Genomic DNA, 22,519 nt, shown 5'->3' with positions numbered 1-22,519 from the left:
CACGGAGCGAAGCGGAGTGCCGTCATGAGCGAGCGTCAGCGAGTGGATCACCGGATCCCCCTCGGCGACACCGGCTGGTCGGTGTGGCGCGACGTCGTCCTGCGTACCGCCGGCTTTCCGGCGGCCGGGCTGGCCGCGTTCGCCGCGCCCGAGGCGGCGGCCGCCGCGGACGCCCTGCTCTCCGGCGAGGGCGAGGCGGACACGTTCGACAAGGCGTTCGCGACGGCGCTGGCGGACGGCTCCGAGGTGGCCAACCAGATCGCCGCCGACCCGCTGCTGCGCGAGGCGGTCACCTGGCAGAACGCGGAGATGCTGATCGCGCTGGACGGCCTGCTGCGCACCGACCCGGCCGTGCGCAACGTCCGCCGCCGCAAGCGCGAGCTGAGCCTGCTGCGCTACTGGCAGCGCTACTGCGGCAAGGCCGAGACGATCGGCTTCTTCGGCCCCGTCTGCTGGGGACGGCTCGACCCCGACGAGCCGAGCACCCGACTGCGGCCAGGGCCCGCGCTGGTGTCCCGGCGCGAGGTCCACTTCGAGGCGTGGGCGCTGATCGCGTACGCCGACCGGCTCGCCGACGACCTGGCGGTGCGGTGCTGGTGGGCGCCGACGCTGCCGCCGCACCTGAGCCTGTCCGACCGGCAGGTCAGCCGGCCGCTGCTGCCGCCGACCGAGCTGACCGCCGTGGAGGCCCGGCTGCTGGCCGCGTGCGACGGGCGCACCCCGGCGGTGACCCTGGTCGAGCGGCTGCTGACCGCCGGGGAGACCGGGCTGCGCAGCGCCGACGACGGTTACCTGCTGCTCGACCGGCTGGTCGACCGGAGCCTGCTCACCTGGGACGCCGGCCTGCCGGTCAGCCCGGAGGCCGAACGCGTGCTGACGGAGCGAATCGACGCCATCGGCGACGCGTCCGTCCGCGCCGAGGTGGCCGCCGCGTTCGACCGGCTGCGCACGGCCCGCGACGCGGTGGCCGCGGCGGCCGGGGACCCGGACCGGCTCGGCGCCGCGCTGGCCGCGCTGAACGCGGAGTTCACCGCCGTCACCGGCCGGCCCGCCACCCGCCAGGCCGGGCAGATGTACGCCGGTCGCACGGTGCTCTACGAGGAGACCGCACGCGACCTGGACTTCACGGTCGGCTCCCGGGTGCTGGACGCGCTGGCCGAGCCGCTGGCGATCGTGCTGACGGCCGCGCGCTGGCTGACCGCCGAGGTCGGCGCCGCCTGCGAACGGCTCTTCGCGGAGCTGCACGCCGAGCTGCGCGGCGACGGGCCGGTGCGGCTGGCCGACATCTGGGCCCTGGCCCAGGGGCTGCTGCTCGCCCCGGACGGCCCGATCGCCCAGGCCGGCGCCGGGCTGACCGCCCGCTGGGCGGAACTCATCGGCCTGGCCGCGGTGGCCCCGGGGCAGACCGAGCTGCGGCTGCGCAGCGCCGAGCTGGCCGAGCGGGCCCGCACCCTGTTCGCCGCCGACCGTCCCGGCTGGCCGTCCGCCCGGATCCACAGCCCGGACGTGCAGATCGCCGCCGCCGGGCTGGACGCCCTCAACCGGGGCGACTTCCTGCTCGTCCTCGGCGAGCTGCACCCGGCCTACGTGCCGTTCGACAGCGCGGTGCTGACCCCGTTCCACCCCGACCAGCCGTCGCTGCGGGCCGCGCTGGACGCCGAACTCGGACCGGCCCGGGCGCGGGTGCTCTACCCGGAAAGCTTCCCGCGGATGACGACCCGCATCACGTACGCGCTCAACGGTCCCCGGGACCGCCAGTTCGGCATCGACACGGCCCGGGGCGCCGACGTCGACCGGCTGGTGCGCGCCACCGAGGCACGGGTGGAGAACGACGGCGGCGAGTGGCTCGCGGTGCTGCCGGACGGCACCCGCTGGCCGCTGATGGAGATCTTCGCCAACCTGCTCGGCGCGTTGCTGCTGGACACCTTCAAGCTCCTCGCGCCGGCCCCGCACACGCCCCGGATCACCATCGACCGGCTGGTCGTGGCGCGGCGGACCTGGCGGACGACGGTGGCGGAGACCGGCCTGGCCGGCGTCACCGGCGAGGCCGAGCGGTTCCTCGCCGTACGCCGGTGGCGGGCGGCCCTCGGGCTGCCCGAGCGGGTCTTCGTCAAGGTGGGCACCGAGATCAAGCCCTGCTACGTCGACCTCACCGCCCCGCTGCACGCCCAGTCCCTGTGCGCCATGGTCGACGCCGCCGCGAAGAGCGGCCCCGACGTCACCGTGACGGTCGGCGAGCTGCTGCCGGACCCGGCGGACGCCTGGGTGACCGACGCGCGGGGACGCGGCTACGTCAGCGAGCTGCGGTTGCAGATCACCGATCCAGTGAGCTACCGGGGAGAGAACGGGTGACCGACATCCTGTCCATCAGCGCCGTCCACGGGGAGACCCTGCCGTGGCCGGACGCGACGCTGGCCGAGCTGGTCGCCGCCCAGGCCGCCCGGACCCCGGACGCGGTCGCGGTGCGCCAGTGGGACACCCGGCTCACGTACGCCGAGCTGGTCGGCCGGGCGGCCGGGGTGGCCGCCGCGCTGCGCGGCCACGGTGTCGGCCGGCAGACGCGGGTCGGCGTCTGCGGGACCCGCACGCCCGACCTCGTGGCCACCGTGCTCGGGGTGCTGTTCGCCGGCGGCTGCTACGTGCCGCTGGAGCCGGGCGGCCCCCGCCGGCGGCTGCGGGAGATGGTCGCCGACGCGGGGGTGTCCGTGGTGGTCGGCGACGCCGCCGAGGCCGAGTTCGGCGACGTGCCGGGCGTCGAGGCGCTCGGGCTGCCCGGGCCGGCGCCGCTGGCCGACTGCCCGGCCCGCCCCGGCGACCCCGCGTACGTGCTGTTCACCTCGGGCTCCACCGGCCGCCCCAAGGGGGTGGTCGTCAGCCACCGGAGCGTGGTCGAGTTCGTCACCGGCTGCGCCGCCCTGACCGACGCCGACGCGGACGTACGCAGCCTCGGCTACGCCTCGATCGGCTTCGACGCGGCCGTCATCGACCTCTTCGTGCCGCTGCTGCTGGGCGGCGCCGTCCAGCTCGTGGGCGCCGACGACCGGGCCGACCCGGTGCGGCTGGCCCGGTTCATCGCCGCGCACGAGGTGAACTGGGGACTCCTCACCCCGACCGTGCTGTCCATGCTGGACCCGGCGGAGCTGCCCGCCTGGCGGGTGGTGCTCTGCGGCGCCGAGGCGGTGCCGGCCGAGCTGGCCGCCCGCTGGGCCCCCGGCCGGCTCTTCGTCAACGCGTACGGCCCCACCGAGGCCACGGTGATGGCGGTCAGCGCCGAGCTGACCGGTGCCGAGACCGACCCGGTGCCGATCGGCCGTCCGGTCCCCAACCACCGCGTGTACGTGGTCGACGCCGGGCTGCGCCCGGTGCCGCCGGGGGAGGCCGGCGAGCTGCTGGTCGGCGGTCCCGGGCTGGCCGACCGCTATCTCGGCCGGCCCGGCCTGACCGCCGAGCGGTTCGTCCCCGACCCGTTCGGCGAGCACCCGGGGCAGCGGCTCTACCGCACCGGCGACCTGGCCCGGCAGGAGCCCGACGGCCGGCTGGTCTACCTCGGCCGCATCGACCGACAGGTCAAGATCCGGGGCCAGCGCATCGAGCTGGGCGAGGTGGAGGCCGTGCTGGCCGACCTGCCCGGCGTACGCCAGGTCGCCGTGGAGGCCGTCCCCGGCCCGGCCGGCACCGAGCTGGTCGCCTTCCTCACCCCGGCCGACGCCCCCGACGACGAGCGGCTCCGGGCGTACGCCCTGCCCCGGCTGACCGCCGCGATGCTGCCGACCCGGGTGCTGCGCCGCGACGCCCTGCCGGTCAGCCCGACCACCGGCAAGCTGGACCGGCCGGCGCTGCGGGCGCTGGCCGCCACGACCGCCGCCCCGGCCCCCGACGGGCCGGTCGACGCCGACGAGCCGCTCGCGGCGGCGGTGGCCAGGATCTGGGGCCGCCTGCTCGGCGCGGCGCCCACCCCGGAGACCGACTTCCTCGCCGCCGGCGGCAACTCCATCGCCGCGATGCGCCTGGTCGCCGCGCTCCGGGCCGAGCTGGGCCGGCACGTCGACACCCGGGACGTCTTCGCCGGCCGCACCCTGGCCGGCCTGGTGGAGCGGATCACCGCCGCCGCCCCGGCCGACGGCGACGGGCTGACCACCGGCAACCCGCCCACCCTCTCCGCGCCGCAGCGCCGGCTCTGGTTCGTCGACCAGATCGCCCCCTCCAGCGCTCCCTACAACATCGCCGTGGCGCACCGGCTGCGCGGCCCGCTGGACACCGCCGCCCTCGGGGCGGCGCTGCGGGCGGTCGCCGAACGGCACGACGTGCTGCGCTGGCGCATCCCGCAGACCGCCGGCGTGCCGTACGCGGTCCGCGAGGAACCGACCGACGTGGCCGTCCCGGTGGTCGACCTGACCGGCAGCGCCGACGCCGAGGCGGAGCTGGCCGGGATGCTCGCGGCCGGGGCGGCGCACTCCTTCGACCTGGCCACCGGGCCACCCTGGCAGGTGACCGTCTACCGGCTCGGGCCGGACGAGCACGTCCTGGCGATCACCCTGCACCACGCGGTCTTCGACGGCTGGTCCGAGAAGCCCCTCTACGACGACCTCGCGGCGGCGTACGACCGGGCGCTGGCCGGCGGCAGCCCGACGCTGCCCGCGCTGCCCGCCACGTACGCCGACTACGCCGTCTGGCGGGCGGAGCGGGACCGGCGTCGCGGCGCCGCCGACCTCGACTGGTGGGTGGCGCACCTGCGTGACGTGCCCACGGTGCTGGACCTGCCCCGCGACCGGCCCCGGCCGGCGGTCGCCACCTACGCCGGCGCCGAGGCGGCGGTGTGGCTGCCCGAGGCGTGCGACCGCGGGGTGCGGGAGCTGGCCGAGCGGCGCGGCACCACCGTGGCGGCGGTGCTGCTGGCCGGCTTCGGCGAGCTGCTGCGCCGGCTCACCGGCCGCGACGACCACGTGGTCGGCGCCGTCGTCGCCGACCGCCGGCTGGCGGCGTTCGACGACGTGGTGGGCTTCTTCATCGACACCGTGCCCGTGCGGGTGCGCGGCGGCGGGGCCAGCTTCGCCGAGCTGGTCGACCGGTGCGCCGGCGAGCTGCACGAGGCCACCGCCCACCCCGGCGCCCCGCTGGAGCGGATCGTCGAGGCGCTCGCCGTGGGCCGGGACACCTCCCGCGCGCCGCTGGTGCAGGTGCTGTTCAACGTGCTCAACTTCGCCCCGCCCCGGCTGGCGCTGACCGGCCTGGACGCCGAGCCGGTCGCGGTGCCCAAGCCCGGCTCGCCCTTCGACATCACCGTCTACGTGGTGGAGCGGGCCGGCCGGTACGGCGTCGAGGTGGTCTACAACCCGGACCTCTTCGACGCCGGTCGGATCGACGACCTGTTGGCGGACCTGGCCGCCCTCGTCGGCGCGCTGGTCGCCGCGCCGGACACGCCGGCCGACCGGGTGGCCACCGGGCTGCCCCGCCCGACGGTGGCCACGCCCCAGCTCGGCGCGATGACCGTCGCCGCCGCCGAGGCGCCGCGCGGCGTGCTGCCGGCCGGCCCGGAGGGGCTGACCGACACCGAGGAGCTGATCGCCGGGATCTGGCGCGAGGTCCTCGAACGCGACCAGGTCGGGGTCACCGACAACTTCTTCGACATCGGCGGGCACTCGATGGCGCTGGCCGCCGTGCACGCCCGGCTCACCGCCGCCACCGGCCGCTCGATCAAGATGCTCGACCTCTTCCGCCACCCCACCATCCGGGCGCTCGCCGCCAGCCTCGACGGCGCCGCCGACCGGCCGGAGCTGGCCCGCGCCGCGCTGCGCGCCGCCGCCCGACGCAGTCGTACCCGCCGCAACCCACCCCGCCGCCCCGGCGGCACCGCGTGACGAAGGACAGCCTGATGAGCAACCCGACCGCAACCGACCTCCCCGAGGGCGACGGCATCGAGCCGATCGCCATCGTCGGGCTGGCCGCCCGCCTGCCCGGCGCGGCCGACGTGAACGAGTTCTGGCGCAACCTGGTCGACGGGGTCGAGTCGGCCACCGAACTGACCCGGGAGGAGCAGCTCGCCCGCGGCGCCACCGCCGACGAGGTCGACGACCCGGGCTGGGTCAACCGCGCCCCGCTCGTCGACGGGTACGACGAGTTCGACGCCGGGCTGTTCGGCATGACCGCCCGCGAGGCGGAGATCACCGACCCGCAGCACCGGCTGTTCCTGGAGTCCTGCTACACCGCGTTGCAGGACGCCGGCTACGACCCGACCCGCTACGACGGCTCGATCGGCGTGTACGCCGGCACCGGCGGCAACACCTACCTGCACCGTTTCGTGCTGCGCAACAAGCGGGTCGGCGGCAACCTCCACGGCACCGTCTCGCTGGCCACCGGCAACTCCCCGAACTACGTGGCCACCAACGTGTCGTACCGGCTGGACCTGCGCGGGCCGAGCATGACCGTGCACACCGCCTGCTCCACCTCGCTGGTCGCGTTCCACCTGGCCTGCGAGGCGCTGCGCAACGGCGAGTGCGACATGGCCCTCGCGGGCGGCGTCAACATCGAGCTGCCGCACGTCGGCTACCTGGGCATGGACGGCTTCACCTCGCCCGACGGCCGGTGCCGCCCGTTCGACGCGGACGCCAACGGCACGGTCTGGGGCAGCGGCGCGGGGGTGACCCTGCTCAAGCGGCTCTCCGACGCGATCGCCGACGGCGACGCGATCCGCGCCGTGGTGCTCGGCAACGCGATCAACAACGACGGCGCCGGCAAGGTCGGCTTCACGGCCCCGAGCGTCGACGGGCAGATGGAGGCGATCGCCCAGGCCGTCGCGATGGCCGACGTCGACCCGCGCACCATCAGCTACGTCGAGGCGCACGGCACCGGCACCGCGATGGGCGACCCGATCGAGATCGCCGCGCTCTCCGCCGTCTACACGAAGGACACCGACGAGCGGGGCTGGTGCGGCATCGGCTCGGTGAAGTCCAACATCGGCCACCTCAGCCAGCCCTCGGGCATCGTCAGCGTGATCAAGACGGTGCTCGCCATGGAGCACGGGCTGATCCCGCCGACCATCAACTACGAGACGCCGAACCCGGCGATCGAGTTCGCCGACACCCCGTTCTACGTGGCGAACACGCTGACCAAGTGGGACACCGACGGCACGCCCCGCCGCGCCGGGGTCAGCTCGTTCGGCATCGGCGGCACCAACGCGCACGTGGTGCTGGAGCAGGCGCCGGCCGCGTACCGGGAGCGGCGGGTCCGCCCGGCGCAGCTGCTGCACGTCTCGGCGAAGACCGCCGGCGCGCTGGAGACGGCGGTGCAGCGGCTCGCCGAGCACCTGGAGTCCGCCACCGACCGGGGGCCGGAGCACCTCGCCGACGTCGCGCACACCCTGCGCGTCGGCCGCCAGCAGTACCCGCACCGCGTCGCCGTGGTCGCCACCGACCTGGCCGACGCGGTCGCCGCGCTGCGCACCAAGCGCCGCCGGCAGGCCGGCGTGGTCGAGGGCCGGGCGCCCCGGACGGCGTTCCTCTTCTCCGGCCAGGGCTCGCAGTACGCCGGGATGGGCGCGCAGCTCTACGCCGAGGAGCCGGGCTTCGCGGCCGTCGTGGACGAGTGCGCCGAGCTGCTCCGCCCCGAGCTGGGCCTGGACATCCGCGACCTGATCCTCGGCCGCGACCCCGAGGCGGGGGAGAAGCTCACCGAGACCCGCTACACCCAGCCCGCCCTGTTCGTCGTCGAGTACGCCCTCGCCGTGCTCTGGCAGTCCGCCGGCGTGCGGCCGGCCGCGATGATCGGCCACTCGATCGGCGAGTACGTCGCCGCGACGGTGGCCGGGGTGCTGAGCCTGCCCGACGCGCTGCGGGTGGTCGCCGCCCGGGGCCGGCTGATGCAGTCCGTCGCGCCGGGGTCGATGCTCGCCGTGCCGCTGGACGAGTCGGTGGTCGCCGAGCGGCTGCCCGAGGGGGTGGCCATCGCCACCGTCAACGGCCCGGGCACCTGCGTGGTGGCGGGCCCGAGCGACGCGGTCGCCGCCTTCGCCGACACGGTCGGCGCCAAGACCAAGGCGCTGCGGACCTCGCACGCCTTCCACTCGCCGATGATGGACCCCATCCTCGCCGAGTTCACCGCCCTGATGTCGACGGTGACGCTGCGGCCGCCGGCCGTGCCGTTCCTGTCCAACGTGACCGGCACCTGGATCACCGAGCAGCAGGCCACCGACCCGGCGTACTGGGCGGCGCACCTGCGCCAGCCGGTGCGCTTCGGCGCCTGCGTGGCCACCCTGCTCACCGAGGGCACGTGGTCGCTGGTGGAGTGCGGCCCGGGCCGCCAGCTGGCGAACCTGGCCCGGATGCAGGTGGCCAAGGCGTCCGAGGCGCAGCGCAAGCTCGTCCCGCTGGGCAGCCTGCCCGGCCCGGGCGAACCCACCGGCGACCTGGCCACCCTGCTCGGCACCGCCGCGGCGCTCTGGTGCGCCGGCACGCCGGTGCGGCTGGGCTCCGACTCGGACGCGCGGCGGGTGCCGCTGCCGACGTACCCGTTCGAGCGGCGCCGCTACTGGGTCGACCCGGACCCGGTGCAGGCGGGCGCCGCCGCGCCGGTCGAGACCGGGCCCCGGCCGCTGCCCGAGTGGTTCGCGGTGCCGGTGTGGCGGCAGGCGGCCCCCGAGCCGCGGACCGCGCCGCTGGGCCGCTGCCTGGTCCTCGTCGACGGCCCGCGCGGCGACGCGCTGGTCGCGGCGCTGCGGGCCGCCGGTGAGCAGCCGCTGACGGTACGCCCCGGCGACGGCTTCGCCGCCGGGGCCGACGGCTGGCGGCTGCGCCCCGGTGTCCGCGACGACTACGACGCGTTGGTCGCCGCCCTCGCCGCGGACGGCGTGCCGGCCCGGCTGGTGCACGCGTTCGCCCTCGACGGCGAGCCCGCCGGCGCCGACATCGAGGCCACCTGGGCCGCCCAGGACCGGGGCTTCTTCAGCGCGCTGCACCTGGTGCAGGCCCTGGCGGGCGCCGGCCTGACCGCCGAGGAGGGCGCGTTCACCCTGGACCTCGTCACCGCCGGCATCGGCGACGTGACCGGCGCGGACCTGACCCGGCCGGAGCACGCCACCCTGGCCGGCCTGGCCCGGGTGCTGCCCGCCGAGGTCCCCGGCCTGACCGTCCGGCTGCTCGACGCCGGCCCCGCCGACGCGGGCGAGCGGGCCCTCGTGGCCGAGCTGCGCCGCCCGGTCGACCCGGAGCGGCCCGAGGTGACGCTGCGCGGCGGACGCCGCTGGGTGACCGGCTACGAGCAGGTCACCGTCGACGCCGAGGGCGAGCCGGGGGCGCTGCGCGAGGGCGGCCGGTACGTCATCACCGGCGGCCTCGGCGGCATCGGCATCACCCTCGCCGAGGACTTCGCCACCCGGGCCCGGGCGAAACTGGTGCTGCTGGCCCGCTCCGGGCTGCCCGCCCGCGAGGAGTGGGACGACCACCTGGCCGTGCACGGCGGCGACCGGGCGGGCCGGGCGATCGCCGCGATCCGCCGGATGGAGGCCGCCGGCGCCGAGGTGCTGGTGCTCGCCGCCGACGTCACCGACCCGGCCGACCTGGCCCGCGTGCGGGCCGAGGCCGAGCGGGCGTACGGGGGGATCGACGGCATCGTGCACGCGGCCGGCCTGGCCGGCGGCGGCATGGCCGAGATCAAGGAGCGGGCCGAGGCGGAGCGGGTGCTCGCGCCGAAGCTCGCCGGCACCCTCGCCCTGGCGCGGGTCTTCGGCGACCTGCCGCTGGACTTCGTGGTGCTCTGCTCCTCGGTCACCGCGGTGATCGGCGGCTTCGGCCAGGTCGACTACTGCGCGGCGAACAACTTCCTCGACGCGTACGCCCGGGCCGGCGCCGGCTTCGCCGCGCCCGTGGTGTCGCAGAACTGGGGCGGCTGGGCCGAGGTGGGCATGGCCGTGGAGACCAACGTCCCCGCCGGCTTCCGGGCCGCCGGGCGGGACACGGTCGCCACCCCGGTGGACCACCCGGTGCTCACCACGAAGGTCACCGGCCCGGACGGCACCGTGCTGCACGGCCTGGTCTCCGCCACCAGCCACTGGCTCCTCGACGAGCACCGCATCGGCGGGGTGCCCGTGGTGCCGGGCACGGCCCACCTGGAGTCCGTCCGCGCGGCGGTGACGGCCGCGCTGCCCGCCCCGGCCGGGGACGCCGCGGTGGAGCTGCGCGACGTGGTGTTCCTGGAGCCGTTCTCGGTGCCGGACGGCACCGTCGCCCAGTACCGGGTGGAGCTGACGCCCGCCGAGGACGGCGTCGACTTCGCCGTGTCCAGCCTCGCCGCCGGCCAGTCCCGCACCCACGTGCGCGGGTCGGCGGGCTGGACGGTCGAGCCGGCCCCGCCCGCGGGGCAGCCGGCCGTGACGGGCCGCCGGGTCGACGACGACTCGTCGTTCGGCCGCGGGCGCACCAGCATGCTGACCTTCGGGCCGCGCTGGGCCGCGCTGCGCGAGCACCATCTCGGCGACGGCGAGGAACTGGCCCGCATCGAGGCCCCCGCCGAGGCGCTCGGGGACCTGCCGTCGTGGGGCCTGCACCCGGCGCTGCTGGACGTGGCGACCGCGTTCGGCCGCGGCCAGGGCGCCGGCACCTACCTGCCGCTGTCGTACGGACGGATCGTCGTGCGCGGGTCGCTGCCGGCGCGGTTCCACAGCCACCTGCGGCACCGGGACAGCGCCACCGCCGAGGTGGTCGCCGCCGACCTGTCGCTGCGTGACGCCGACGGCCGGGAGCTCGTCGCCATCAGCGACTTCGTGCTGCGGCGGGTCGACCAGGGCGCGGTGACCGGCGGGCTGGCCGCCGCGCCGGAGGCGGACCCGGCGGCGACCTCCGCCGGGCCGACCGAGGACATCCGGCCGGTGGACGGGGTGGAGGCGTTCCGGCGCAGCCTCACCGCCGGGCTGGGTGCCCAGGTCGTCATCACCACCCGGACGGTGGCGGACATCCGCAGCCGCGCCGGTCGGGTGACCACGGAGAGCCTGGAGAACGAGCCGGAGGCGACCTCCTCGGCGCCGTCCGGCACCGGCGGCGGCTCGGCCGCGCCCCGCACCGAGTTGGAGACGATCATCGCCCGGGTCTGGCAGGACGGGCTCGGGGTGGCCGAGGTCGGCGTCGACGACGACTTCTTCGCCCTCGGCGGCAACTCGCTGGTGGCGGTGCAGCTGATCGCCGCGATGCGCAAGGCGACCGGGGTGCGGCTGCCGATGCGCAGCCTCTTCGAGACGCCCACCGTGGCCGGCATCGCGGCGCGGATCGAGGAGATGCGGGCCGCCGCCCCCGCCGACGAGCCGGCCGCGCCGACCAGCCCCACCATCCCGCGGCTGCCCCGCGCGTGACGACGAGCGACAACAGGAGTGAGGAAGCAATGAGCGACACGATCGCCACGCTGCCGGTGGTCGTCGAGAACGACGGCCGGGAGTTGACCGAGCTGATCGCCGCCCGCCGCGCGGAGCTGCGCGCGAGCCTGGTGGAGCACGGCGGGCTGCTGTTCCGCGGCTTCGACGTCGGCGGCGTCGAGGGCTTCGACCGGGTGGTCCGGGCGCTGTCCGGCGAGCCGCTGGTCTACACCGAACGCTCGTCGCCCCGGCACGCCATCAAAGGCCGGGTGTACACCTCGACCGACTACCCGCCGGACGAGGAGATCTTCCTGCACAACGAGAACTCGTACCAGGCCCGCTGGCCGCTGACGCTGTTCTTCTACTGCATCACCCCGCCGGAGACGCGGGGCGCGACCCCGCTCGCCGACGTCCGCCGCGTGTACGCCGAGATCGACCCGGCGGTCCGCGAGGAGTTCGTGCGCCGGCGCTGGATGCTGGTGCGCAACTTCCACGCCGACTTCGGCACCCGCTGGCAGGACGTCTTCAACACGGAGGACCGCGCCGAGGTCGAGGCGTACGCGGCGGCGAACCGGATCGAGCTGGAGTGGCAGGGCTCCGACGGGCTGCGCACCCGGGCGGTGCGGGACGTCGTGCACCACCGGCCCGGCTCGGACACCCCCCGCTGGTTCAACCACGCCACGTTCTTCCACGTCAGCACCCTGCCGGAGGACTACCAGGAGGGGCTGCTGGCCATGTTCGGCACCGAGGGGCTGCCGTCGAACACCTACTACGGCGACGGCGGCGAGATCCCCGCCGACGTGATGGACCACCTGCGGGCCGCGTACCGGGCGGCCAGCGTCCGCTTCGACTACCAGCGCGACGACGTGCTGGTGGTGGACAACATGACCGCCGCGCACGGGCGGGAGCCGTTCACCGGCCCCCGCAAGATCGCCGTCGCGATGGCCGAACCGCACACCCCCGAGAGCGCTGGAGAGAAGTGATGGCCGAAACCCGATTCCTGGTCGTCCGCAACGACGAGGAGCAGTACTCGATCTGGTCGGCCGACCGCGACCTCCCGGCGGGCTGGCACGAGGCCGGCTTCGCCGGCACCCGCGAGGAGTGCCTCGCGCACATCGACACCGTCTGGACGGACATGCGTCCGCGTTCCGTGCGGGAGGCCAACCGGTGAGCGCCAGGAGTGCAGCGGAGCGGAGCCCCGCAGTCGCGAACGAAGGAAGGCACCGATGAGCACCGCGAAGGAGTGGACCTTCCCGGCCTCCTACGCCCAGGAGCGGGTGTGGATGGCCAACCAGCTCGACACCGACTCGCCGGTCTACAACGTCTCCAACCCGTGGCGTTTCCCGGTCGGGATCACCCCGGAGCAGGCCAACGACGTCTTCGGCCAGGTCGTCGCCAAGCACGAGTCGCTGCGCACCCACCTGCGGATGGACGACGGCACCCTCACCCAGGTGGTCCGCGCCGCCGAGCCGGTCGCGCTGCCGGTCGACGACCTGCGCGGCCTCGCCGGGCCGGAGCGCGACGAGAGGGTGACGGCGCTGCTGAGCGGGCTGGCCCGCACGCCGATCCCGCTGGACGCGCCGCCGTTGTGGCGGGCCCGACTGGTCCGGCTCGCCGACGACGAGGTCGCGGTGCTGTTCGTCGTGCACCACGCGGTCTTCGACAGCCACTCGGCGGTGGTGTTCACCGACGAGCTGGCCGCGTTCAGCCGGGCCGCGCTGACCGGCGCGCCCGCCGACGTGCCCGAGCTGCCCATCCAGTACGCCGACTTCGCGGTCTGGCAGCGCGACCAGCTCACCGGCGCGGAACTGGACCGGCAGCTCGCCTTCTGGCGGGGCCACCTGGCGGGCGCGCCGCCGGTGACCGCCCTGCCGCTGGACCGGCCCCGCCCGGCGCAGCTCGGCTTCGCCGGTGACGAGGTGCGCTTCGACCTGCCCGAGGGCCTGCTCGACCGGGTCGGGACGCTCGCCGCCGGCTCCGCCGCCACCCCGTACATGGTGCTGCTGGCCGCGTTCACCGCGCTGCTGTCCCGGATCTCCGGCGACGACGACGTGGTGGTGGGCGTCTCCACCGCCGGCCGGGACACCGCCGAGCTGGCCTCGCTGATCGGCATGTTCGTCAACCCGGTCGCGTTGCGCTGCGACCTGAGCGGCGACCCTACCTTCGCCGAGCTGCTCGGCCGGGTGCGCGGCGGGCTGGTCGACGCGATGGAGCACGGCTCGACCCCGTTCCAGAAGATCGTCGAGACCGTCGCGCCGCAGCGGGACCCGTCGGTGCAGCCGATCTTCCAGACCGCGCTGAACTTCATCCCGGACTCCGGGCTCGACCCGGTGGAGCTCGGCACCACCAAGGACGACCTGGCGTTCGACATCACCACCGGGACCAGCCGGCTGGTCTACCGCACCGAGCTGTTCGACCGGGCCACCGCCGAGACGGTCGTCGCCCGGTACCTCCGGCTGCTCGCCGCGGCCGTCGCCGACCCGGCCCAGCGGATCTCCGCCCTGCCGCTGCTCGACGACGCCGAGCGGGACCGGGTGCTGTCGGGCTGGAACGACACCGCCCACGAGGTGCCGGCGTCCACCCTGGTCGCCGAGTTCGAGCGGCAGGTGGCGGCCACCCCGACCGCGCCCGCCCTGGTCCGCGACGGCGTCACGCTGACGTACGCCGAGCTGAACGCCGCCGCGAACCGGCTCGCCCGGACGCTGGTGGCGCGGGGCGCCGGACCGGAGGCCCGGGTCGCGCTGGCCCTGCCCCGCTCCGTGGAGCTGGTGGTGGCGATCCTCGCGGTGCTCAAGTCCGGTGCCGCGTACGTGCCGGTGGACACCGCCTACCCGGCCGGGCGGATCGCCTACCTGCTGGCGGACTCCGAGCCGGCCCTGGTGCTCGCCACCGGCGAGACCGCCGGGCTGGTGCCGGCGGGCGCGCTGGTGCTCGACGGCCCGGTCGACGGCGACGACGGCGACCTCACCGACGCCGACCGGATCGCCCCGCTGCGCCCCGGCCACCCGGCGTACGTGCTCTACACCTCCGGCTCCACCGGCCGCCCGAAGGGCGTGGTGGTGGAACACCGGGCGGTCGCGGCCTACCTGGCCTGGGCCCGGGACACCTACCCGGGGCTGGCCGGCACGGCGCTGCTGCACTCGCCGGTGTCGTTCGACCTGACCGTCACCGGCCTGCTCGGCCCGCTCACCGCCGGCGGCACCGTCCGGCTCGCCGCCATCGACGAGGCGGCGGCCCGCGTCGGCGACCGGCCGGCGTTCCTCAAGGTCACCCCGAGCCACCTGCCACTGCTCGACGCCGAGCTGTCGCCGACGACCGACCTGGTGATCGGCGGCGAGGCGCTGACCGCGGAGCAGCTCGCCGACTGGCGGGCCGCCCACCCGGGCGTCGCCGTGATCAACGAGTACGGCCCGACCGAGGCGACCGTCGGCTGCGTGGCCGCCCGCGTCGCGCCGGGGGAGGAGTTGCCGGCCGGCGCGGTGTCGATCGGCCGGCCCACCTGGAACACCCGGGCGTACCTGCTCGACGCCGCGCTGAACCCGGTCCCGCCGGGCGTGGCCGGCGAGCTGTACGTCGCCGGTGACCAGCTGGCCCGGGGCTACCTGCGCCGGCCCGGCCTCACCGCGGAGCGCTTCCTGCCCTGCCCGTACGGGCCGCCGGGGGAGCGGATGTACCGCACCGGCGACCTGGCCCGCTGGCGGGCCGACGGCACGCTGGACTACCTCGGCCGCCGCGACAACCAGGTCAAGATCCGCGGCATGCGGATCGAGCTGGGCGAGATCGAGTCGGCCCTGCTGGCCCGGCCGGACGTCCGCGAGGCGGCCGTCGTGGTGCGCACCGACACCGGCGAGCCGACCCTCGTCGGCTATCTCGTCGGCGCGGCCGACGAGGCGGCGCTCGCCGCCGACCTGGCCCGCGAGCTGCCGGCGCACCTGGTGCCGGCGGCGTTCGTCCGCCTCGACGCGCTGCCGCTGACCCCGAACGGCAAGCTGGACACCGCGGCGCTGCCCGCGCCGGCCGCCGCCCCGGCCGCCGACGCGTTCGTCGCCCCGCGCACCGACGCCGAGGCGCTGGTCGCCGAGGTGTACGCCGAGATCCTCCAGGTGGACAAGGTCGGCGCGCTGGACGACTTCTTCGCCCTGGGCGGCAACTCGCTGCGCGGCATGCGGGCGATGGCCCGGATCCGGGCCGAGGTGGACGTGGACCTGCCGATGCGGGCGCTGTTCAGCACCCCGGTGGTGGCCGACCTGGCCGCCCAGATCGAGCAGCGGATCGCCGCCGAACTCGACGAGCTCTCCGAAGCCGAGGTCGCCGCGCTGCTCGCGGCGGAGAAGGACACTCCCTGATGACCGACGTGAAGGACCCGGCGCGGGACGCGGCCCGCCAGGCGCTCATCGCCCAGCGCCTGCGCAAGCGGCAGGCCGCCACGCCCACCGCCCGGATCACCCCGCGTCCGCCGGACGCCGAGGTGCCGCTGTCGTACGCCCAGGAGCGGGTCTGGTTCATGGACCAGCTCGCTCCGGGCGAGGCGGCGTACCACATCGCGGTGCCGCTGCGGGTGCGCGGGCCGCTCGACGTCGCGGCGCTGCGCGCCGCGCTGGCCGGGCTGACCCGGCGGCACGAGTCGCTGCGCACCCGCTTCCCGGCCGACGCCGACGGCCGGCCCACGGTGGTGGTCGCCGACTCCGTCGAGGTGCCGCTGACCATCGTGGACGCCCCCGACGAGGCCGCCGCGCAGGCGCTGGTGGACGCCGCCGCCGCCGAGCCGTTCGACCTGGCGCGGGGTCCGCTGCTGCGCGCCCTGCTGATCCGGCTGGGCGCCGAGGACCACGTGCTGTTCCTCGGCAAGCACCACATCGTCGGCGACGGCTGGTCGGTCGACGTGCTGCTGCGCGACCTGATCACCCTCTACCGCGGCGGGGAGCTGCCGGCCCTGCCGATCCAGTACGGCGACTTCGCCCACTGGGAGGCCCGGGAGCTGGACGGGCCGGCCGCGCAGGGGCACGTGGAGTGGTGGAAGCGGCGGCTGACCGGGATCACCCCGTTGGAACTCCCGCTGGACCTGCCCCGACCCGCCACCCAGACCTACGCCGGCGACTTCGTCGAGTTTCGGCTGGACCGGGCCGCCACCGACGGGCTCGTCGCGCTCACCCGCTCCTACGGCGGCACCCTGTTCATGACGCTGCTCGCGGCGTACCAGGTGCTGCTGGCCCGGCACGCCGGACAGGACGACTTCGCCGTCGGGGCGTCGGTGGCCGGCCGTTCCGCGCCGGAGCTGGAGAACGTGGTCGGCATGTTCATCAACATGCTGCCGATGCGGGCCGAGCTGGCCGGCGACCCCACCTTCGCCGAGTTGCTGGAACGCACCCGGCGTGCCGTGCTGGACGGGCTGGAGCACGGCGAGGTGCCGTTCGCCAGGGTGGTCCACGAGCTGGGCCTGCCCCGCGACGTCAGCCGCTCCCCGGTGTTCCAGGCGATGTTCGTGCTGCAGAACTACGAGATCGGCCGGTTCAACGAGGTCTCCGACGCCAGCGACGTCACCTTCGCCTGGACCCCGATGGAGCTGCGCGCCACCCGGTTCGACTTCGAGCTGCACGCGGTGGAGATCCGCGACGGGCTCTACGGCAAGCTGGTCTTCAACACCGACCTGTTCACCCGGGACACGGTGGAGCGGATGGCGCGGCGGCTCAGCACGCTGCTGCGCGCGGCGGTGGCCGCCCCCGACACCCCGATCTCCGCGCTGGACCTGCTCCCGGCGGACGAGCGGGAACTGCTGGCGGGGTGGAACGCCACCGCCGCCGACTTCCCGGCCGCCCAGACGCTGCACGGGCCGATCGAGGAGCGGGCCGCCCGCACCCCCGACGCGGTGGCGGTCACCTTCGAGGGCCGCGCCGTCACGTACGCCGAGCTGAACGCCGCCGCCAACCGGATCGCGCACCGGCTGCGCGCCGCCGGCGTGGGCCCGGAGACCCTGGTCGGGGTCTGCGCGGAGCGCTCGGTGGAGCTGGTCGCCGGGCTGCTCGGCGTGCTCAAGGCCGGCGGGGCCTACCTCCCGCTGGACCCGGAGTACCCGGCCGACCGGCTGGCCTTCATGGTCACCGACGCCGCGGCGCCGGTGGTGCTGGTCCAGGAGCACCTGCGCGACGTGCTGCCGGACACCGGCGCCACGGTCCTCGCCCTGGACGACGAGCGGGTGTGGGCGGACCAGCCGACGGACGACCCGACGCCGACGGCCGGCCCCGGGCACCTGGCCTACGTCATCTACACCTCGGGTTCCACCGGCCGGCCGAAGGGGGTGCCGAACACCCACCGGGGCATCGTCAACCGGCTCGACTGGATGCAGAAGACCTACCGGCTCGGCGCCGACGACGCGGTGCTGCAGAAGACCCCGGCCAGCTTCGACGTGTCGGTGTGGGAGTTCTTCTGGCCGCTGCGCGAGGGCGCCCGGCTGGTCCTCGCCAGGCCCGGTGGGCACAAGGACGCCGGCTACCTGCGCGACCTGCTGGTCGCCGAGGCGGTCACCACCGCGCACTTCGTGCCGTCGATGCTGACCGTGTTCCTCGCCGAGGAGGGCGTCGAGGCGGCGACCGCGCTGCGTCGGGTGATCTGCTCGGGCGAGGAACTGCCGCTGGCCTCGGCGGTGGACTTCACCACGCGGCTGCCGTGGTGCGGGCTGCACAACCTGTACGGCCCGACCGAGGCGGCCATCGACGTCAGCTCGTGGCACTGTGACCCGGCGCTGCTGGCCGGGCTGACGAGCGTGCCGATCGGCGCGCCGATCGCCAACCTGCGGCTGCACGTGCTCGACGAGCGCGGCGAGGAGTGCCCGGTCGGGGTGGCCGGCGAGCTGCACATCGGCGGGATCGGGCTGGCCCGCGGCTACCACCGCCGGCCGGCGCTGACCGCCGAGCGGTTCGTGCCGGACCCGTTCTCCGGGGAGCCGGGGGCCCGGCTGTACCGCACCGGCGACCTGGCCCGCTGGCGGACCGCCCCGGGTGGAACCGGCGGCGTCATCGAGTTCCTCGGCCGCATCGACCACCAGGTCAAGCTGCGCGGCCTGCGCATCGAGCTGGGCGAGATCGAGAGCGCGCTGCGCGAGCAGCCGGAGGTGGCCGAGGCGGCGGTGATCGTCCGCGAGGACAGCCCCGGCGACAAGCGGCTGACCGCGTACGTGGTCGGCGCGGCGGAGCACGCCGCGCTGAAGTCGGCGCTGAAGGAGACGCTGCCCGAGTACATGGTGCCGAGCGCGTTCGTCACCCTGGACGCGCTGCCGCTGTCGCCGAACGGCAAGCTCGACCGCAGGGCGCTGCCCGCGCCGGTGGTCACCCGCGAGGCGTCCGTGGCGCTGGTGGAGCCGCGCGACGACACCGAGCGGCTGCTGGCCGGGATCTGGTCGGAGGTGCTCGGCGTCGACACGCTCGGCATCGACGACGACTTCTTCGACCTCGGCGGGCACTCGATGCTCGCCACCCAGGTCGTGGCGAAGATCCGCAAGGCCGAGCACGGCGGCCGCCCGGTCGGCGTGATGGACCTGTTCCAGCAGCGGACCATCCGCGAGCTGGCCGCCTTCATGTCCGGCAGCGCCGAGGCCGACGGGCCGCGCCGGCTGCTCTACGAGCTGACCAAGCCGATCCCGGCGGCGAAGCGCGTGCTCTCGTACGTCTGCGTCCCCTACGGCGGCGGCAGCGCCATCGTCTACCAGCCGCTGGCCGACGCCCTGCCGGCCGGGCACGCGCTCTGGTCCCTCGCGATCCCCGGCCACGACGTCGGCCTCAGCGAGGACGGCCTGCCCTTCGACGAGCTGACCAGCCGGGTCGCCGAGGAGATCCTGGAACGCGTCGAGGGCCCGATCGCCCTGTACGGGCACTGCGGTGTCGGTAGCGCCATCGTCGCCGAGGTGGCCCGCAAGGTCGAGGCGGCCGGGCGGGACCTGGAGGCGCTCTACATCGGGGCGATGTTCCCGTTCGCCCGCCCCAAGGGCGCGTTCGCGACGCTGCGCAACCGGCTGGAGCAGTTGCGCAGCAACCGGCACTACGCGAGCTGGCTCAAGTCGATGGGCGTGGACACCGACGAGCTGGACCCGGAGCAGGCGGACCGCATCATCAGCAACATGCGGGCCGACTCCCGGGCCTCGGAGGAGTACTTCACCGGCCTGCTGGACCGGCAGGCGCCCAAGCTGCGCGCGCCGGTCATCTCGGTGGTCGGCTCGGAGGACCCGGTCACCGACTACCACTCGGAGCGGTACGCCGAGTGGCAGTTCCTCAGCGACACCCTCGGCCTGGTGGTGCTCGACCAGGCCGGGCACTTCTTCCTCAAGTACCGGGCCGAGGAGTTGGCCGAGATCGTCACCCGGGTCCACCCGGCGGTCGTGGCGGGGGACGTCTCGGCCCTCACCCCGGCGGCCCGGGGCGCGGACGCCGGCTGGGCCGTGCTCGACCACCAGCGCGTCGGCGTCGACGACCGGCCGGAGAAGGCGGTGGTCAAGCCGTCCATGGCCCGGTTCGTCGCGGTCACCGCCGGGCAGCTCGTCTCCACCACCGGGTCGGCGCTGACGGCGTTCGCCCTGCCGATCTGGCTGTTCACGCAGACCGGCTCGGTGGCCAACCTCGGGCTGCTCTGGGCGCTCGCCCTGATCTGCGGCGTGCTGATGCTGCCGATCGCCGGGGCGATCACCGACCGGGTCAGCCGTCGCAAGATCATGATGGTCGCCAGCAGCAGTGCCGGCTCGATCCAGCTGGTGCTGGCCGCGTTGCTCTGGACCGACAACCTCCAGCTCTGGAACATCTACCTGCTGGTGGCGTTGAGCCAGGTCGCCGGGTCGTTCCAACGCATCGCGTTCCAGTCGGCCGTGCCGCAGCTCGTGCCGAAGCGCTACCTCGGCCACGCCATGGGCATCACCCAGCTCACCAACGGCTTCGCCATGCTGCTGATGCCGGTCTTCGCGGCCGGCCTGCTGGCCGCCATCGAGCTCAAGGGCATCCTGCTCATCGACGTGGCGAGCTACGCGGTGGCGGTGCTGACCCTGGCCGTGGTCCGCTTCCCCGACCTGCTCGGGTGGCGGCCCAAGGAGCGGCTGCTGGTGGCCATCGCCAACGGCATGCGCTACTCCTGGCAGCACAAGGGCTTCCGGTTGATGCTCGGCTACTTCGCGCTGGGCAACATCTTCCTGGCGCCCGCCCTGGTGCTCACCACGCCGCTGGTGCTCTCCTTCGGCACCGCGACGCAGGTGGCCCAGGTGGCCCTCGCCGAGGCGCTCGGCGCGGTCGCCGGCGGTGTGCTCATGTCGCTCTGGGGCGGCCCCCGGCACCGGCGCATGATCGGCGTGCTGATCGGCAACCTCGGTACGGCGGTCGGTTGCATGCTGATCGGCCTGGACGCCTCGGTGGCGATGATCTGCGTCGGCGCGTTCTGGCTGGCGATGGCGATGACCACGGCGCAGTCGATCTACGCCACGATCGTCCAGGTGAAGGTGCCGCAGCGCTTCCACGGCCGGGTGTTCAGCCTGAACCAGACCATCTCCTGGTCGACCCTGCCGATCGGCTTCGCGCTGATCGCCCCGGGCGCGACCGCCCTGTTCGAGCCGATGCTCGCCCCGGGCGGGGCGCTCGCCGGCTCGGTGGGCGCGGTGATCGGCACCGGTCCGGGCCGGGGCATCGGCTTCGCGTACGTCTGCTTCGGCGCGGCGCTGGTGCTGATCACCCTCGGCGGTTTCGCGATCCGGCTGCTGCGCCGGTTCGACATCGAGGTGCCGGACTCGCTGCCCGACGACCTGATCGGTGCGCAGGAGCGGGAGAGGCGCCTCGCCGCCCGTGCCGCCGAGCGTGCCGAGGAGAAGGTGCCCGCAGGGGTGTGAGTCGGGAGGGGGCCTCCGGCATCGGCCGGAGGCCCTCTCCGTCAGCTCTCGTAACGGTCGGCGAGGTCGGCCTCGGGCACGTCCTTCGGTTCGGCGACCCAGGCCGAGAAGACCGGCAGGCCGTGCCACGGCCCGGTCACCCCGTCGCTGCGGGTGTCGGTGGCCACCGCGACCACCGCGTACGGATGACCGAAGCGCAGCTCGGCGACGCGGGCGACGCCCTCCGGCGGCAGGCTCATCCAGTCCATCAGCGCGGTGACCGCGGCCGCCTCGAAGCCGTACCGGCCGTAGCGGGCCATCGCGACCTGGGCAGCCTCGAAGTCCGGCTCGGGGACGTCCAGCAGCGCGGCGAAGGCCCGGTTGGCGGCGGCGAAACCCAGCTCCGGCGCGGTCAGTTCGTGCCGGCTCTCCGCCGACCAGCAGGGCAGCGTCGCCGTGGTGCGCTCCTCCCGGCCCTCCGGGGCGGAGGTCCGGGTTGGCTCCTCTCGGAGCGTCCACAGGGGGGTGTCGCCGAGCGGGAGGTCGAACAGGGAACGCCGGCCGGCCGGCGGCTGGTCGCCCGGCGCGTCGAGGGCACCGGCCGCGATCTCGTGGGCGGCGACCAGGACGTCCCCGGCCGCTACCGTGGGCGCGGCCGCGACGGAGACCACCAGCAGCCCGGCCTCGCCGTCGCCGGTCCGGGCCGGTCGGGCGGGCGCGGCGTGCACGATGACGTCGCCGAGCCGCGGGGTGCCCGCGACCCAACAGCGGTGGCCGCGCTTTGGGGTGCGGAGCACCCGGCTCAGCCGCCCGGCCCAGGCACTGCCCGGCCCGAGCGCGTCGGCCGGTGCCACGTCGAACGGGTCCGTCCAGGAGATCCGGGTCGCCAGCGCGCTGGCCAGGACCAGCAGCACCTCCGGATCGACCTTCAGCGGAAACGCCTCGATCAGGCCCAGGGTGTGCTCGCGGGCCCACGCGTCGAGACCGGCCTGGTCCGGCACCGGGCCGGTGGCGGACGGCTCGGGCAGGGTGGCCCGCCACCGGCCGAGCGCGCCGGTCCCGTAGTCGGGCCGGTGCCAGAACGCGGTCGCCGACGGCACCAGCGGATGCGGCGCCTCCAGCAGGGCGTGGGCGGCCTCGGCGGCGGTCTTGGCGTCGGCGCCGAGCACCTCTTCCAGCGCCGCGCGGGTCGCGCCGGTGGCCGCGGGCGCGGCGAGCGCCAGCAACAGCCAGGCTCCGAGCGGGGACGCGACGTGGTGCCCGCCGCCGGCGTTGGCGTGCAGGCGTTCGGCGTACCGGGCCAGGGGGATGCGGATATCCGTCACCGCTCCACTGTGCCCGCTCGCCGGGCG

Annotated in this window: 8 protein-coding genes; 7 read left to right on the top strand and 1 reads right to left on the bottom strand. The window is 75.4% G+C overall.

All coding sequences use genetic code 11. The features are described from left to right. The first annotated feature begins 24 nt into the window (after positions 1–24). From ACGF7U_RS26215 to ACGF7U_RS26185, 7 genes are read left to right on the top strand one after another with little or no spacing between them, the layout of a single operon-like run. Positions 25–2,352, top strand: a complete 2,328-nt coding sequence (locus ACGF7U_RS26215) for a lantibiotic dehydratase (protein WP_393110985.1) — start codon at positions 25–27, stop codon at positions 2,350–2,352. Next, positions 2,349–5,858 (top strand): amino acid adenylation domain-containing protein, encoded by a 3,510-nt coding sequence (locus ACGF7U_RS26210; RefSeq protein WP_393110983.1) that lies wholly within the window; start codon positions 2,349–2,351, stop codon positions 5,856–5,858. Before ACGF7U_RS26215 ends, ACGF7U_RS26210 begins: the two co-directional genes overlap by 4 nt. Before the next feature lie 14 nt (positions 5,859–5,872). After that, a complete protein-coding gene (locus ACGF7U_RS26205; RefSeq protein ID WP_393110981.1) occupies positions 5,873–11,335 on the top strand; it encodes an SDR family NAD(P)-dependent oxidoreductase in 5,463 nt (1,820 codons plus the stop codon). Between the two features lie 29 nt (positions 11,336–11,364). Then, entirely contained in the window at positions 11,365–12,318 is a 954-nt protein-coding gene (locus ACGF7U_RS26200; RefSeq protein ID WP_393110979.1) for a TauD/TfdA family dioxygenase, read from the top strand. Next, on the top strand, positions 12,318–12,506 hold the full coding sequence (locus ACGF7U_RS26195) for an MbtH family protein (RefSeq protein ID WP_393110977.1): 189 nt from the start codon (positions 12,318–12,320) through the stop codon (positions 12,504–12,506). Before ACGF7U_RS26200 ends, ACGF7U_RS26195 begins: the two co-directional genes overlap by 1 nt. Before the next feature lie 55 nt (positions 12,507–12,561). After that, positions 12,562–15,681, top strand: coding sequence for an amino acid adenylation domain-containing protein (locus tag ACGF7U_RS26190; protein WP_393110975.1), 3,120 nt, complete (start codon positions 12,562–12,564; stop codon positions 15,679–15,681). Next, positions 15,681–21,188: an amino acid adenylation domain-containing protein gene (locus ACGF7U_RS26185; RefSeq protein WP_393110973.1), complete on the top strand. Its 5,508-nt coding sequence runs from the start codon at positions 15,681–15,683 to the stop codon at positions 21,186–21,188. The genes ACGF7U_RS26190 and ACGF7U_RS26185 overlap by 1 nt, the downstream gene beginning before the upstream one ends. A gap of 41 nt (positions 21,189–21,229) precedes the next feature. Here the strand turns inward: ACGF7U_RS26185 and ACGF7U_RS26180 are convergent, their stop codons facing one another. Continuing rightward, positions 21,230–22,492, bottom strand: coding sequence for a hypothetical protein (locus tag ACGF7U_RS26180; RefSeq protein ID WP_393110971.1), 1,263 nt, complete (start codon positions 22,490–22,492; stop codon positions 21,230–21,232). Positions 22,493–22,519: the final 27 nt, after the last annotated feature.

This window comes from Micromonospora sp. NPDC047670, from assembly GCF_043204915.1.
GTDB lineage: Bacteria > Actinomycetota > Actinomycetes > Mycobacteriales > Micromonosporaceae > Micromonospora.
The sequence above is the reverse complement of the archived record's forward strand: the minus strand, read 5'-3'. Positions and strand labels throughout refer to the sequence as shown.

Excerpts from the sequence above, each read along its gene's own strand:
- ACGF7U_RS26195 (WP_393110977.1), top strand. The coding sequence starts at position 12,318 with ATGGCCGAAACCCGATTCCTGGTCGTCCGCAACGACGAGGAGCAGTAC.
- ACGF7U_RS26200 (WP_393110979.1), top strand. The coding sequence starts at position 11,365 with ATGAGCGACACGATCGCCACGCTGCCGGTGGTCGTCGAGAACGACGGC.
- ACGF7U_RS26185 (WP_393110973.1), top strand. The coding sequence starts at position 15,681 with ATGACCGACGTGAAGGACCCGGCGCGGGACGCGGCCCGCCAGGCGCTC.
- ACGF7U_RS26215 (WP_393110985.1), top strand. The coding sequence starts at position 25 with ATGAGCGAGCGTCAGCGAGTGGATCACCGGATCCCCCTCGGCGACACC.
- ACGF7U_RS26205 (WP_393110981.1), top strand. The coding sequence starts at position 5,873 with ATGAGCAACCCGACCGCAACCGACCTCCCCGAGGGCGACGGCATCGAG.
- ACGF7U_RS26190 (WP_393110975.1), top strand. The coding sequence starts at position 12,562 with ATGAGCACCGCGAAGGAGTGGACCTTCCCGGCCTCCTACGCCCAGGAG.